The 11,035-nt window shown below is 72.4% G+C and carries 27 protein-coding genes; all 27 read left to right on the forward strand.

Annotated features, from left to right (window positions below):
* The first annotated feature begins 4 nt into the window (after positions 1-4).
* The 27 genes from ABD785_RS24520 (at position 5) to ABD785_RS24650 (ending at position 10,989) form a co-directional block, all read left to right on the forward strand.
* On the forward strand, positions 5-535 hold the full coding sequence (locus ABD785_RS24520; RefSeq protein WP_344832447.1) for a hypothetical protein: 531 nt from the start codon (positions 5-7) through the stop codon (positions 533-535).
* A complete protein-coding gene (locus ABD785_RS24525) occupies positions 528-917 on the forward strand; it encodes a hypothetical protein (RefSeq protein WP_344832449.1) in 390 nt (129 codons plus the stop codon). The genes ABD785_RS24520 and ABD785_RS24525 overlap by 8 nt, the downstream gene beginning before the upstream one ends.
* Entirely contained in the window at positions 914-1,471 is a 558-nt protein-coding gene (locus tag ABD785_RS24530; RefSeq protein WP_344832451.1) for a hypothetical protein, read from the forward strand. Before ABD785_RS24525 ends, ABD785_RS24530 begins: the two co-directional genes overlap by 4 nt.
* Positions 1,471-1,698 carry a hypothetical protein gene (locus ABD785_RS24535; protein ID WP_344832453.1) on the forward strand — a complete coding sequence of 76 codons (228 nt, stop codon included), beginning with the start codon at positions 1,471-1,473 and terminating at the stop codon, positions 1,696-1,698. The genes ABD785_RS24530 and ABD785_RS24535 overlap by 1 nt, the downstream gene beginning before the upstream one ends.
* Positions 1,695-1,916 (forward strand): hypothetical protein, encoded by a 222-nt coding sequence (locus ABD785_RS24540; RefSeq protein ID WP_344832454.1) that lies wholly within the window; start codon positions 1,695-1,697, stop codon positions 1,914-1,916. Before ABD785_RS24535 ends, ABD785_RS24540 begins: the two co-directional genes overlap by 4 nt.
* Positions 1,913-2,044 carry a hypothetical protein gene (locus ABD785_RS24545; protein ID WP_344832456.1) on the forward strand — a complete coding sequence of 44 codons (132 nt, stop codon included), beginning with the start codon at positions 1,913-1,915 and terminating at the stop codon, positions 2,042-2,044. Before ABD785_RS24540 ends, ABD785_RS24545 begins: the two co-directional genes overlap by 4 nt.
* Positions 2,041-2,382 carry a hypothetical protein gene (locus ABD785_RS24550; protein ID WP_344832458.1) on the forward strand — a complete coding sequence of 114 codons (342 nt, stop codon included), beginning with the start codon at positions 2,041-2,043 and terminating at the stop codon, positions 2,380-2,382. Before ABD785_RS24545 ends, ABD785_RS24550 begins: the two co-directional genes overlap by 4 nt.
* Positions 2,375-2,815: a hypothetical protein gene (locus ABD785_RS24555; RefSeq protein ID WP_344832461.1), complete on the forward strand. Its 441-nt coding sequence runs from the start codon at positions 2,375-2,377 to the stop codon at positions 2,813-2,815. The genes ABD785_RS24550 and ABD785_RS24555 overlap by 8 nt, the downstream gene beginning before the upstream one ends.
* Positions 2,812-3,711, forward strand: a complete 900-nt coding sequence (locus ABD785_RS24560) for a hypothetical protein (RefSeq protein WP_344832464.1) — start codon at positions 2,812-2,814, stop codon at positions 3,709-3,711. Before ABD785_RS24555 ends, ABD785_RS24560 begins: the two co-directional genes overlap by 4 nt.
* The gene (locus tag ABD785_RS24565) at positions 3,708-4,412 is read left to right on the forward strand and encodes a hypothetical protein (RefSeq protein WP_344832467.1); all 705 of its coding nucleotides are present in this window, start codon (positions 3,708-3,710) and stop codon (positions 4,410-4,412) included. Before ABD785_RS24560 ends, ABD785_RS24565 begins: the two co-directional genes overlap by 4 nt.
* 82 nt (positions 4,413-4,494) lie before the next feature.
* Positions 4,495-5,196 (forward strand): hypothetical protein, encoded by a 702-nt coding sequence (locus tag ABD785_RS24570; RefSeq protein ID WP_344832468.1) that lies wholly within the window; start codon positions 4,495-4,497, stop codon positions 5,194-5,196.
* A gap of 23 nt (positions 5,197-5,219) precedes the next feature.
* Positions 5,220-5,711: a hypothetical protein gene (locus ABD785_RS24575; protein ID WP_344832470.1), complete on the forward strand. Its 492-nt coding sequence runs from the start codon at positions 5,220-5,222 to the stop codon at positions 5,709-5,711.
* On the forward strand, positions 5,711-5,965 hold the full coding sequence (locus ABD785_RS24580; protein WP_344832473.1) for a hypothetical protein: 255 nt from the start codon (positions 5,711-5,713) through the stop codon (positions 5,963-5,965). The genes ABD785_RS24575 and ABD785_RS24580 overlap by 1 nt, the downstream gene beginning before the upstream one ends.
* Complete coding sequence (locus tag ABD785_RS24585) at positions 5,962-6,225, forward strand: hypothetical protein (RefSeq protein ID WP_344832474.1); 264 nt, start codon at positions 5,962-5,964, stop codon at positions 6,223-6,225. The genes ABD785_RS24580 and ABD785_RS24585 overlap by 4 nt, the downstream gene beginning before the upstream one ends.
* Positions 6,222-6,437, forward strand: a complete 216-nt coding sequence (locus tag ABD785_RS24590) for a hypothetical protein (protein ID WP_344832475.1) — start codon at positions 6,222-6,224, stop codon at positions 6,435-6,437. The genes ABD785_RS24585 and ABD785_RS24590 overlap by 4 nt, the downstream gene beginning before the upstream one ends.
* Positions 6,434-6,565: a hypothetical protein gene (locus tag ABD785_RS24595; protein ID WP_344832476.1), complete on the forward strand. Its 132-nt coding sequence runs from the start codon at positions 6,434-6,436 to the stop codon at positions 6,563-6,565. The genes ABD785_RS24590 and ABD785_RS24595 overlap by 4 nt, the downstream gene beginning before the upstream one ends.
* Complete coding sequence (locus tag ABD785_RS24600) at positions 6,562-6,894, forward strand: hypothetical protein (RefSeq protein WP_344832479.1); 333 nt, start codon at positions 6,562-6,564, stop codon at positions 6,892-6,894. Before ABD785_RS24595 ends, ABD785_RS24600 begins: the two co-directional genes overlap by 4 nt.
* Before the next feature lie 172 nt (positions 6,895-7,066).
* Positions 7,067-7,318: a hypothetical protein gene (locus ABD785_RS24605; protein ID WP_344832481.1), complete on the forward strand. Its 252-nt coding sequence runs from the start codon at positions 7,067-7,069 to the stop codon at positions 7,316-7,318.
* The gene (locus ABD785_RS24610; RefSeq protein ID WP_344832484.1) at positions 7,315-7,656 is read left to right on the forward strand and encodes a hypothetical protein; all 342 of its coding nucleotides are present in this window, start codon (positions 7,315-7,317) and stop codon (positions 7,654-7,656) included. The genes ABD785_RS24605 and ABD785_RS24610 overlap by 4 nt, the downstream gene beginning before the upstream one ends.
* On the forward strand, positions 7,656-7,970 hold the full coding sequence (locus tag ABD785_RS24615) for a hypothetical protein (protein WP_344832485.1): 315 nt from the start codon (positions 7,656-7,658) through the stop codon (positions 7,968-7,970). The genes ABD785_RS24610 and ABD785_RS24615 overlap by 1 nt, the downstream gene beginning before the upstream one ends.
* A complete protein-coding gene (locus ABD785_RS24620; RefSeq protein ID WP_344832487.1) occupies positions 7,967-8,338 on the forward strand; it encodes a hypothetical protein in 372 nt (123 codons plus the stop codon). The genes ABD785_RS24615 and ABD785_RS24620 overlap by 4 nt, the downstream gene beginning before the upstream one ends.
* Complete coding sequence (locus tag ABD785_RS24625) at positions 8,335-8,928, forward strand: hypothetical protein (protein ID WP_344832489.1); 594 nt, start codon at positions 8,335-8,337, stop codon at positions 8,926-8,928. The genes ABD785_RS24620 and ABD785_RS24625 overlap by 4 nt, the downstream gene beginning before the upstream one ends.
* Complete coding sequence (locus ABD785_RS24630) at positions 8,925-9,179, forward strand: hypothetical protein (protein ID WP_344832491.1); 255 nt, start codon at positions 8,925-8,927, stop codon at positions 9,177-9,179. Before ABD785_RS24625 ends, ABD785_RS24630 begins: the two co-directional genes overlap by 4 nt.
* 67 nt (positions 9,180-9,246) lie before the next feature.
* Positions 9,247-9,642 (forward strand): hypothetical protein, encoded by a 396-nt coding sequence (locus ABD785_RS24635; protein ID WP_344832494.1) that lies wholly within the window; start codon positions 9,247-9,249, stop codon positions 9,640-9,642.
* Positions 9,639-9,878, forward strand: coding sequence for a hypothetical protein (locus ABD785_RS24640; protein ID WP_344832495.1), 240 nt, complete (start codon positions 9,639-9,641; stop codon positions 9,876-9,878). Before ABD785_RS24635 ends, ABD785_RS24640 begins: the two co-directional genes overlap by 4 nt.
* Before the next feature lie 8 nt (positions 9,879-9,886).
* Positions 9,887-10,591 (forward strand): hypothetical protein, encoded by a 705-nt coding sequence (locus tag ABD785_RS24645; protein ID WP_344832498.1) that lies wholly within the window; start codon positions 9,887-9,889, stop codon positions 10,589-10,591.
* A complete protein-coding gene (locus ABD785_RS24650; RefSeq protein WP_344832499.1) occupies positions 10,588-10,989 on the forward strand; it encodes a DUF6221 family protein in 402 nt (133 codons plus the stop codon). The genes ABD785_RS24645 and ABD785_RS24650 overlap by 4 nt, the downstream gene beginning before the upstream one ends.
* Positions 10,990-11,035 lie beyond the last annotated feature (46 nt).

Below are 11,035 nucleotides of genomic sequence, written 5' to 3' on the forward strand. Positions count from 1 at the left end.
TTCCGTGTCCATCGTAACTCCCCCCGCCCTCGAGCCCGATCGCGTCCAGCAGCTCCGGCTCGCCCACCAGCAGGACCGCGAACGGTACGACGCCTTCTGCGAGGCCGAGAGGTCAGCTCACAGCGACGTCGCCACGCTCGCCGAGGCGGCCCGTAAGGCGGCCGAGGCCCTCGAGGAGGCCCGCCGGATGGCGGCCACCCGCACCCGCGAGCGCGAGGCCCTCGCCCGGGACATCCAGTTCGGCCAGATCATGCTCGCCGCCGCCGACGAGGCCCTCACCCCGCAACAGCCGCAGCCCGCCCCGGTGAAGACCGTCGCCGAGCCCGGCCGCGTCCAGGGCGACACCGTCGACTGCCGCCACTGCCGGGTCGAGATCCTCCGCGAGAACGGGACCTGGCTGCACGTCACCACCGCGCAGGCCGAGTGCGGCCCCGACCCGTCCGAGACCCGGCCCGAGCCGGTCGCCCCCGACGACGCCGGCGGGCGGCACCCGGCCGCGGTCGTCGAAGGCCAGCAGGGCGGCGGCCGTGGCTGACTTCCAGGTCGGCGAGGTCGTCGACATCACCATCAAGGGCGTCCGCTTCCTCGCCCCCGCCGAAGACGAAGGCGGCTCCGTCGTCATCCGGGCCGCTGACGGCACCGAAGGCTGGATCATGCCGCCCCAGGCCGAGATCGCCCGCGTCGCCCCGGCGGAGTGGCCGCCCCAGCCCGGCGACCTCTGGCGCGACCGCGACGGCGACACCTGGCACGGCGTACTCGTCGACGACAACGACACGGTTGACGAGCCCTACACCGTGCTGGGCGCGGGCCGGTCGAGCAAGAACAACGCGGTCGAGGAGCCCGGCCAGATCTTGGAGTGGCACGGCCCGCTGGCACTCGTCCACCGCGAGCAGCAGGACGGCGGCGAGGCCCGATGAACGTCACCGAGGCCAACGACACGAACACCGTCGTCAAGGCGCTGCTCGGCATGCGCGAGCCCGATGAGAAGGTCCGTGAGGCCGTTGTCCGCCTCTCCGGGCGCGTCCGCCAGCGGCTGCATGTCGGCGTCCACGAGCGCGAGATCCCGGCCGTCCTGCCCGACCTGCGCGCGGCGCTCCTGTCGCCCAGCGGCGAGCTGTTCGCCGTGGCCGCGAAGGCCTGGCGCGACGACGCCCGGCAGCGCGGAACGGTCGCCCACGACGCCGCCCTCACGCCCGACGACGCCCTGGTCGGGCTGCTCGCGAAGGTCTTCCGGATCGTCGGCCCCGCGATCGTCGCCCACGTCGACGGCGGCGGCAAGGCCGTCTCGGCGGCCCCCGACGAGGTCAAGGAGCTGCGCTCCATGGTCGCCCAGCTCCGCCGGGACGCCCGCGGCGTGCCCGGCCCGGTCGCCCAGGAGATCCGGGCCATCGTCACCGCCGTCCAGAACGACGGCCTCGGCACCGCCGCGGCCTGCACCCGTCTTCTGCAGGTCGCGGCGGGTGAGTTCTGATGGCCCGGCAGTTCGGCGTCCGCTGGCCCAACGGGCAGGTCACCATCCTGCGCGGCCGCCCCCGCGTCCACGCCCAGGTGCGCATCTGGCGGCGCGGCGGCATCGCCGCCGAGGCCGTCACCCGCCTCACCAATAAGGACTGGACCGACCCGTGGCACCTCGACGCCGAGGGCCCCCGCAACCGTCGGCGTCCCGCCCGGGCCATGGTCGGAGGTGGGGCCACGTGATCGGCCTCGCCCTCGCCGCTCTCCTCGGCGGCCTCGCGGTCCACCTCTGGCAGCGCCGCGCCCCCGTCACCAGGCCGATCCGCCGCGCCCTCCGCATCGTCCAGGGCGCCGTCGGGGTGCTGGTGCCCTTCGTGCGCCCGCACACCGGACACCACACCCCGCATCGCGGGACCGCCATCATCACCGACCAGCAGGTCAGAAAGGCACGACCCGCGTGATCTACCTCATCGTGGGCGGTGGCGTTATGTGCGCCGCCGCCCTCGGCCTCGGCCGAGCCGTCCTCGGCCCGTGGCCCTTCAAGTCCTCTGACCAGCCGGAGCAGCACGACCACTGGGGCCAGCTGTGAGCGAAGGTCTGTTTCCCGCGCCCCCGTCCATCACTCCAGCGCCAGCCGAGCCCAAGCTGTCCGTCGACCGGCGCCGCACCGCGAAGCAGCAGGCGGCGCTCGCTCGAGGCGCGCACCCGACCTCGCTGTACTTCCAGCGGACCGTGAGGCTCCACCCGGACGCAGCCCCGGCCGACAGCCGCACTGCGGACGGCCTGCGGTGCCGAACCTGTGCCCGCCTGTCGAACAACGGGTGGGGCTACCTGAAGTGCAGCAACGTCGGCGACAGCCACAGCGCGGCCACCGACATGCGCGCCTGGTGGCCCGCCTGCGTCAACTACGAGGCCGCCCGTGCCTGATCACCAGCGTCCCCAGGAGACCACCCCCACCATCGGGGGTGGGGTGGTCTCCCCGCGCACCTTCACCCTGCTCGTGCCCGACGTGCTGATGCTCAGCGCGAACGTCCGGCTGCACTGGCGCCGCAAGGCCGCCATCACCCGCGGCATCAGGTTCGCGACGAAGGTCCAGGCCCTCAATCAGAAGATCCCCCGCCTCGAGCGGGTCCACATCCTCGGCGAGTACCTGCCCGTCGACCGCCGCCGCCGCGACCCCGCCAACTGGGCACCGTCCGCCAAGGCGGCCGTCGACGGCCTCGTCGACGCCGGCGTCCTCGAGGACGACGACCACACCCGCGTCACCGGCCCGGACATGCGCCTCGGCGACCTCGCCCAGGACGTCACCGGCCTGCGCCGCCCCCGGCTGCGCCTCATCATCACGGAGATCCTCCTTTGACCATCCCCGCCACCGCACAAGACGTCAAAGCCCTCCTCGAGCAGGGCGCCACCGTCCAGGCCACCTCTGAGCGCACCGGGTTCCCGCGCGGCAGCATCCTCGCCGTCATCAACGGATGGCCCGGCTACCTGCACGACCACGCCACCGACACCGCCGTCCGCCCCGGCAAGGCTCCCCGCGGGCCAAGGCCCACGCCGAAGTCGAAGCCCGCGGCGAAGGCCTCGCCCGTTCGTCCCACGCCGACCGTCGAGGCCTCCGACGGCATCAAGGGCGCCGACGCCGCGGCGATCCTCGGCGTCAACTCCGCGGCCTTCGACGAGCTCGTCGCCGATGGACGTCTCGCGGCCCTGCCACGCAAGCCGAAGGAGTGGCGGAAGTACAAGCGCGAGGAGGTCGAGGCGCTCGCCCTCGAGCTGGCCGCCGAGCGGAACGAGGCGAAGCCCGGGCCTGAACCGGAGGTCACGCCCGCGCCAGAGCTCGAGGACGAGCGCATCGAGGACGAGCCGCCCGCGCTGCAGCCCGACGCCGAGCCGGAGCCCGTCCCGGAAGAGGAGGAGCCTCCCGCCCCGGAGCCCGTCGACGAGCCGCCGGTCGAGAAGCTCGTCCCGGCGCCGGACGCCGAGCCGGAGCTCGTCGCGGGCAACCCGCTCGGCATCGTCAAGGCGCTCGACCAGCTCCTGGACATCGCCGCCACCATCGACGACCCCGAGATCCGCCAGGAGATCGACCTGCTCCGCAAGGGCGTCGCCCAGCTGCGCGCCGTCCTGGAGACCGCCGACGAACGCCGCGCCGCCCGCGCCGAGGTCGCGGCCGCCGAGGAGGCTCTCCGGGCGGCCCGCGGGCGGCTGCTCGCCCTCGAGGACCGCATCATCGCCGCCCGCGAGGAGAGGGCATGACCCGCTTCGACATCACCGCGCGAGGCCTCCACCGCCTCGTCGCACCCGTCCTCCCGCACGCCTCCACCGACCCGGAGATGCCGGCGTACAACGCGGTCCGGATCGAGAGCCCCGGCGGCGAGGTCGTCAACGCCATCGCGACCGACAGGGTCACCCTCGCCGCGACCCGGCTGCAGGTCGACCACATCGCACCGTTCGGCATCACCGTCGACCGCGAGGACCTGGCGGCCGGGCTGAAGGTCTTCAAGTTCACCAAGGACGACAACCCCGACCTGAAGGTGGTCGTCGACGAGCAGCCCGTGCCCGTCAAGCACGAAGGCCTACACGCCCTGGCGCTGCGCATCGACGCCCCCGACGGGACCCGGCTGATGCTCTACGACAAGACCCTGCCGTGGGTCCAGCCGTTCAAGTCCTGGCGGAAGGTCGTCGGCAACCTCATCCACCGCGGTGTCGCCCCGGCGTCGCCCGCGCAGATCCTGTCGCCGTCGCACATGACGCGGTGGGCGAAGGCCGCCGCTCGTGGTGAGCGCCTGTCGGTCTTCATCGGCCCGCAGCCGGGCGACTCCATCCTCGTCCTGGTCGAGGACTGGTTCGTCGGCGTATGGGCCCCCGGAACCCCTCAGCTCGACGCGGACGCCTCGATGCTCCTCACCGCCAGCCCCTGGCACTCCGAACTCCCCAGCCCCCTCGACCACTCCTGACATGCCTCCAGCCGGGTCCGTGGACCGCTCCCGGGCCCGGCTGGTCCACCGCCTACGCACACACGATCTGGAGCCGCACAAGATGGCACGCGACCATGGCCGAATCCACTGGGCCATGTGGAACGACCAGGACTTCCGCGACCTTGATGGAGACGCTCAGCGGCTCTTCATGCTGGCCCTCACCCAGCCCGGACTGTCCTATGCGGGTGTCGTCCCCTACACCCTGCGGCGCTGGTCACAGCTCGCCCGTGACTCGACCGTGCCCAAGCTCCGCAAGGCCGTCACGGCCCTGGAGAAGGCCCGGTACGTCGTCGTCGACGAGGACGCCGAGGAGCTCCTCATCCGCTCCTTCATCCGTAACGACGGCCTCCTGGACTCCCCGAACATCTGCCGGGCGATGGTCAAGGACTTCGCCGCGGTCGGCTCATCGCTCCTGCGCTCGGTCATCGTCTGCGAGATCTACCGGCTCGCCACAGAGAACCCTCGCCAGGGCAACGCCAAGTCCTGGAGCGAAGCCATCGACCCATGGTTTCCCGGAACCCTCCAGCAAACCTTCCGCGAAGGGTTCCAGGGAACCCTCAGCCCAACCCATCTACGGGCCCTCGAATCTGTGGAAAACCAAACCCTCCCCCAAGCCATCTCTTCCGCGCGCGCGGCTCCTGCTCCTGCTCCTAAATACGGCTCTTCTCCCCAGCGCCCCGCGGGCGGCCTGTGCGAGATCCACCGCATCACCGAGCCCTGCGGCGGCTGTGCCGCGGACCGCAAGGCCATCGGCGGCTCCTGACCGCCCCCTCGAGAGGAACATCCATGCCCGAGTTCAACGGCCCCTACGGGATCGCCCGCAGCGTCCCCGCCGAGAGGCTCGTCGACCACCCGGCCGTCGCCTCCTGGATCATCACCGCGCCGCGCTACCACCCGCTGTGGTCGCAGTACGTCCTGTCCGCGGTCACCCTGGACGAGCGCCCCGGCTTCCCGCCGCCGGTGCTCCAGCGCGCCGGCGTCACCCACGAGATCAACGTCGTCACGCTCAACCCCGAATACGGCCCCTACGAGGCCGACACGATCGGTGAGCCGGGCCGCAACCTGCGCTTCCTGACCCCCGTCAACGTGGCCGAGCAGGTCACCGTCACCGACGAGCAGGCCGTCCAGCTCGCCGAGCTCGCCGCCCGGGCCATCGTCGACGGCCGCCTCGAGCCCGAGGCCAGCAACGGCCCTGGCCGCATCCGCGCGGCCTGGCGGGCCGCGATCCAGGAGACCGTCGACCACTTCCGCGACCCGCACCACGGCCGGGCGAACTGATGGCCGCCGAAACCAAGCCCGAGCCGCGGCCCGCCCTGCAGAAGCTCCTCGACTTCGTCGTCGACGCCCGCCCCGACCTGCTCCCCGAGCGCCGCCGCCTCGAGGGCATGATCTGCGGCCACCGCGACGCCGGAGCCAGCTGGAAGAAGATCATTCTCCAGACCGCGGTGATGGTCGCCCACGGCGACGGCCTCAAGGAGCTCGACCTCGCCCTGACCGACCCGACCAAGCTCTTCCGGCGAGGCGGACGATGACCGCCCGCGGCCCCGGCGGCCGGTTCGTCCACACCTGCGACCTGTGCGGCCTGCCCGACCCCTACGACGGCCAGGGCGACGACATCGGCTCATGCGGATGCCCGCGCTGCGACTGCGGCGCGGGCCCGGCCGGCTCCTCGATCGCCTGTCTCTGCGACTTCCCGGGCGAGGACTACTACGACGACGAGGACGAGGAGTACGTCCGCCCCATCACCGACCTGTCCCTCCCGCCCTTCGAGCCGACTGCGAGCAGCCGATGACCGCCAACCCCTCCACCCCGCCCCCGTGCAGCTCCTGCGGCAAGCCCAAGCCCGTCGGCGCCTACCTGTGCCGCGAGTGCTGGTGGACGCTCCCCGCCCGGACCCGCAGCCGCCTCAATCGGCGCGACGACCTGGCGATGCGACGCCTGGCCGACCTGCACGCCGCCCTCCAGAAAGGCACCGCCCTGCACAAGATCCAGGTCACCCAGTGAGCGCCTCCCCCTGGAGCAGGCAGGGCGAGCCGACCGCCCGCCGCGCCGCGGTGCTCCTCGAGGAGATCGACCACACCCTCGCCGCCATCACAGCCCTCGCCCGGACACTCCCCAGGAGCAGCCGATGACCAAGCTCGAAGCGTCGATCGTCCTGGCCGTCGCCAGGATCCACGCCATCCCCCACGCCGAGGCCGCCGCCTGGGTCTCCGACGTCCTCGACAAGGGCACCAGCAGCCCCCACTTCGAGGCCGTCCAGCCCGCTTTCTTCGAAGTCGTCATGCCGGTCTGGACCCAGCTCAAGGGCCTCTTCGCCGCCGTCGCCCCGTTCCTGTCCGAGGCCGATGCGCCGCCCAGCTCGCTCGACCTGAAGTCCTGCCCCGACGGCGAGCCGCACGCCCAGCACGAATGGGACGACTTTCACGGCGCGGCCTGGCTGTGCGGAGCGGTGGGCCGATGAGCCGCCGCAGCCAGGTCGGCAGCCGCCCCTCCCGCCCCACGGCTGCGCCGAACGGCGGGCGCGGCAAGGAACTCCCGCGCGACGAAGCCGGCTTCCCAATGCCCGAGGTCCCGCGCAACCGCAGAGAGCGCCGGGCCCTCGCCGCCTGGCGCCGGAAGAACGGAGGAGCGCGATGATCGCCCGCACCCTCGCCGCGTACCGGGCCGTGTTCGGTCACCAGATCACCCCACAGGCCCCAGCAGCCCCACCCGAGACCCGAGAGTCCACCGCGACGATCAAGACCCCTACGGATGATCACAGGGTCGCGCGGACGATCACCCGTCCCAGGGTCCAGCTCGTCACCCGACGGGCCGCCGGGAGCACCACCCTCACCGCCGTCCTGCCCGGCCCCCTGGGTGAGGTCTGGACCCGGGGTGACCGATGAGCCGCTTCACCGACGCCATCGTCGCCGCCTACGCGCAGTCCACCGCCGCCTACCTACGCGCCCTCGGCCAGCAGGGCGCTCCCACCGCCGCGCCCACCACCCCGGGCCCGACGCCCCCCGCCGTGCCGACCGACGCCGAGCTCGCCGCCGCAGCCGCCGCCACCCGGGCACGCACCGCGGACTACCGGCGGGCCGCCACCCGCTACGAGGACGCCTTCGGCAGCGCGGCCTCCCCCGTGCCCCGCCCGATGCCGAGCCCCGCCGAAGAGGCCGGCCTGACCCCGTGGGAGCGCGCGTGGAACCGCCTCACGCCCGCCGAGCAGAAGTGGAGCAGCTGATGCCCAGGATTGGCCCCCCGGCCAAGCAGGCCTGGACCTGCGCCCACATGCCCGACCTCCAGCCTCCGGAGTGCGGTGAGCCCGCCAACTGGCACGGCATCCACTGGGGCCAGTTCGTCAGCCTGTACTCCTGCGACGAGCACGTCTGGAAGGTCCGCGAGCTCGCCGACGTCGTACATCCGCTCGGCTCCGCCTGCGGCCTGCCCGGCTCGGTCTACGACGACGAGCTGGAGACCTGCCTCCTGCCCGACACGGACCCCAGCCTCGACGCCCTGCTCGCCGCCGAGCCGGAACTCGCAGGGGCCAGCCGATGAACGACCGTCACACCCCGCGCTCAGCAGCCCTGCTCTTCGCCGACGCGCTTGAGTGCCTCGACCTGCTCGAGCCCGCACTAGCCCGTGAACCGATCCGGCACATGCTCCGAGCCGGGATCGAGCAGTGTGCAAGCTCTCACAGCCTGCTCGGCAAACCGGTCAACTACCTTCTCCAGCTCGCGGAGGTGCTCGTCGATGAAGGGCGGCACCGCGCCCCAACGACACGCTCGGACGATCGTGTCGAGTCCGCCGAGGCAACTCTCGCCCGAGTCCGCGAGGTAGTCGCCGACATGAGGGCCGTGCTCGGAATGCAGGGCTGGGTGGTCACTCTGACCGCAGCCCTTAACGAGCCGGGACGGCCCGCATGAAGAGCCTCGACCTGCCGGAGGTCCGGCGCGTCCACACCGAGCACGGCTTCCACTTCGAACCGCCCTGCCCTGACAGCGAGCCTGAGTCCGTCCGGCTGGCGTGGCACGCCGCAGTCGTCGCGCACGAGACCGGGCTCTCGATCAGGCTGTACGACGAGGCGATGCGGCCCGAGCAGCCGAGCCCGGGCTACTACTCGATGGCCGTGGGCTCGAGCGGCATGTCGCCGATGACCTTCTCCCGCGCCTGGAACTTCCTCAGCGGCGTCGAGGTCGGAGCGCAGCACGCGACGGCCGTCGTCGACGTCCTCGCCCAGTTCCGGGACTACCTCGACCGGGACTTCCGGCAGTGGTGCAGCCCGTACGCCATCGCGGCCCAGTACGCGACGAGCCTGATCAAGCAGCTCGACCAGATCATCGCCCGAACGCCACCTCTCGACCAGCAGATGCGCGACGCGGCGACCCTCGATCTCGTCCGAAAGGTCCTCCGGCGCCGGGCGTTCGTCACCGGGCGGGGTGCGATCAGAGCAGTCGCGGTGGCGGACATCGAAGCTGCCCTCGACCAGTTCCAGCGGGACGGAGGCCGCGGGTGATCGGCCGCATCGTCAACGCCGGCCTCCAGCCCGTCATCACCGACAGCGACATCAACCACAGCCTGAGCATCGCGATCATCACAGCCGGGATCCTCGCCTGCCTCGGCTTCATCTGGGGCGCCCTGTTCATCGCCCGCGCGATCATCGGCCGCTGCCCCGACTGCGGCGACCTCCGCCACCAGATCGAGGACCTGCGCCGTGAGCGCGACCAGGCCCTCGCCGACAACTCCCGCACGAGGTGGCACCGATGAAGAACCTCACCACCAGCGCCCTCGCCGTCCTCGCGGTGCTCACCGCGCCGATCGGAGCGCTGATCCAGTGGCTCACCTGACCGACACCGCCGTGGCCGAGCTGCAGCCGCGCCTCGAGCAGACCGGCCTCACCCGCCGGGCCGCCGCCCGGGTCGCCGCGAGCATCGCCGCCCTCGGCGTCGACAGCCCGGACCTCCACTACCTCGAGCCCGTCGCCCGCCGGATGAGCCCGACCGTCCGCCGCGTCCTCGACACCTTCCACGCCACCACCTGGCCCGCGCTGGCCGTCACCGCCCTGCCCGCCCTCGACCACCGCCTCACCCACGCCGCCAAGCAGCGCGCCGCCTGCCCCTGCACCGACCCGCGGCGCTGCCAGCGCTGCCACCCGGCCGGGAACCCGCCCGCAGCGCCGGCCTGGGCCGCCGAGCACCGCCGCCGCACCCGACGAAGGAGAGCCCGATGAGCGACCCTCTGCAGGTCCTGGTCGTGCCCGCCGAGCTCCTCGGCATCCTGCAGGGCCACCCGACCACCTGCTCCACCCTCGGCGGCGATCCCGTCGTCGTCCGGCTCGCCACCGCCGCGGAGTACCGACACCTGCACGAGCTCGGCCGCGCCTACGTCGGTCTCCTCGGCGCACCCGTCCCCCCGGCGATGACCGACGACCAGATCGCCGACATCGTCCGGCCGCTCAACCTCTAAGGACCCGCGTGAACATCGTCGAACGCGCACGCGCCGACCTCAAGCTGGTCGGCGAGTGCTGGCCTGCGCTGCAGGAGCTCCTTGACCCCCAGGCCTGGGCGCCCCGCCAGCCCAGTTTCCTCACCGCGGAGCAGCGCGCCGAGCTCGACTACCAGGCCCGCATCGAGCAGTGGGAGCGCATCGACGTCGCCCCCGGCGCGCACCGCGACGCCGCGAGGGCGGAGTTCATCGACCTGACCGCCGCGATCCGCGCCGAGGCCTACGAGGTCGCCGACACCATCGCCTGGGCCCTCATCCGCCCCCCGTGGCTCCCCCACACCCGCCCCCGCCAGTCCATCGACCACCACCTGGAGTTCGCGCACCGCCACTTCGGACAGGTCACCGACCTGCTCGTCTCCGAGTGGGTCGTCGCACGGGCCCGCGACATGGCCGCCCAGTGCGGGAGGGCCCTCGCCCTCGCCTACGACGGCCAGACCCTCAAAACCGTCTGCCCCTGGTGCAAAGGCGGCCTGGCCGGCACACCGAGCCTCCGCGTCCGGATCCTCCCCCACGGCGACATCGCCGTCATCTGCGAGTCCGACATTCCGTGCGAACCGCCCTCGAGGAAGACCGGCACCTGGTGGAAGGGCCGCCCCGCCTGGGCCTTCCAAGACTGGACCTGGCTCGCCAAGGAGCTGCACCGCGACGACGACCGAAAGAGGAAGACCGGATGAAGGACCTGATCGAGTTCCTCAATGCCCGCCTGGACGAGGACGAGGCCGCCGCCCGCGCCTGCCCGCTGACCGACTGGTCCGTGGACGGTCCGCCTCCCGAGCACTACGCCCACACCAGCACATCGAGCCTGCTCCTCGGCCGCGCGGCCGAGCGGACCTTCCACCACCTCGCGCTGCCGACGATGCACACGGGCGCGAGCCTGCACCACGCAGCCCGCCACGACCCGGCGCGCGTCCTGCGCGACGTCGCGGCCGTCCGGCAGCTCATCGCCGAGTACGAGGAAGCCGACCGGACCACGCGCTACCCCGACTACGACGGCGGCCAGGCTGACGGCCTCGCCCGCGCGCTCCACTTCCTCGCCGCTGCCTACTTCGAGCACCCCGACTACCCCGGATGAAAGACACCAGGGTCAAAGATCCGGTTCGCTTTGACGCAGGTGAGAG

Origin of the sequence: Actinocorallia longicatena (assembly GCF_039534125.1) — a bacterium.
GTDB classification, from domain to species: Bacteria; Actinomycetota; Actinomycetes; order Streptosporangiales; family Streptosporangiaceae; genus Actinocorallia; species Actinocorallia longicatena.

Excerpts from the sequence above, each read along its gene's own strand:
- ABD785_RS24565 (WP_344832467.1), top strand. The coding sequence starts at position 3,708 with ATGACCCGCTTCGACATCACCGCGCGAGGCCTCCACCGCCTCGTCGCA.
- ABD785_RS24620 (WP_344832487.1), top strand. The coding sequence starts at position 7,967 with ATGAACGACCGTCACACCCCGCGCTCAGCAGCCCTGCTCTTCGCCGAC.
- ABD785_RS24570 (WP_344832468.1), top strand. The coding sequence starts at position 4,495 with ATGGCACGCGACCATGGCCGAATCCACTGGGCCATGTGGAACGACCAG.
- ABD785_RS24610 (WP_344832484.1), top strand. The coding sequence starts at position 7,315 with ATGAGCCGCTTCACCGACGCCATCGTCGCCGCCTACGCGCAGTCCACC.
- ABD785_RS24585 (WP_344832474.1), top strand. The coding sequence starts at position 5,962 with ATGACCGCCCGCGGCCCCGGCGGCCGGTTCGTCCACACCTGCGACCTG.
- ABD785_RS24615 (WP_344832485.1), top strand. The coding sequence starts at position 7,656 with ATGCCCAGGATTGGCCCCCCGGCCAAGCAGGCCTGGACCTGCGCCCAC.
- ABD785_RS24575 (WP_344832470.1), top strand. The coding sequence starts at position 5,220 with ATGCCCGAGTTCAACGGCCCCTACGGGATCGCCCGCAGCGTCCCCGCC.
- ABD785_RS24605 (WP_344832481.1), top strand. The coding sequence starts at position 7,067 with ATGATCGCCCGCACCCTCGCCGCGTACCGGGCCGTGTTCGGTCACCAG.
- ABD785_RS24580 (WP_344832473.1), top strand. The coding sequence starts at position 5,711 with ATGGCCGCCGAAACCAAGCCCGAGCCGCGGCCCGCCCTGCAGAAGCTC.
- ABD785_RS24640 (WP_344832495.1), top strand. The coding sequence starts at position 9,639 with ATGAGCGACCCTCTGCAGGTCCTGGTCGTGCCCGCCGAGCTCCTCGGC.
- ABD785_RS24650 (WP_344832499.1), top strand. The coding sequence starts at position 10,588 with ATGAAGGACCTGATCGAGTTCCTCAATGCCCGCCTGGACGAGGACGAG.
- ABD785_RS24530 (WP_344832451.1), top strand. The coding sequence starts at position 914 with ATGAACGTCACCGAGGCCAACGACACGAACACCGTCGTCAAGGCGCTG.
- ABD785_RS24590 (WP_344832475.1), top strand. The coding sequence starts at position 6,222 with ATGACCGCCAACCCCTCCACCCCGCCCCCGTGCAGCTCCTGCGGCAAG.
- ABD785_RS24625 (WP_344832489.1), top strand. The coding sequence starts at position 8,335 with ATGAAGAGCCTCGACCTGCCGGAGGTCCGGCGCGTCCACACCGAGCAC.
- ABD785_RS24600 (WP_344832479.1), top strand. The coding sequence starts at position 6,562 with ATGACCAAGCTCGAAGCGTCGATCGTCCTGGCCGTCGCCAGGATCCAC.
- ABD785_RS24535 (WP_344832453.1), top strand. The coding sequence starts at position 1,471 with ATGGCCCGGCAGTTCGGCGTCCGCTGGCCCAACGGGCAGGTCACCATC.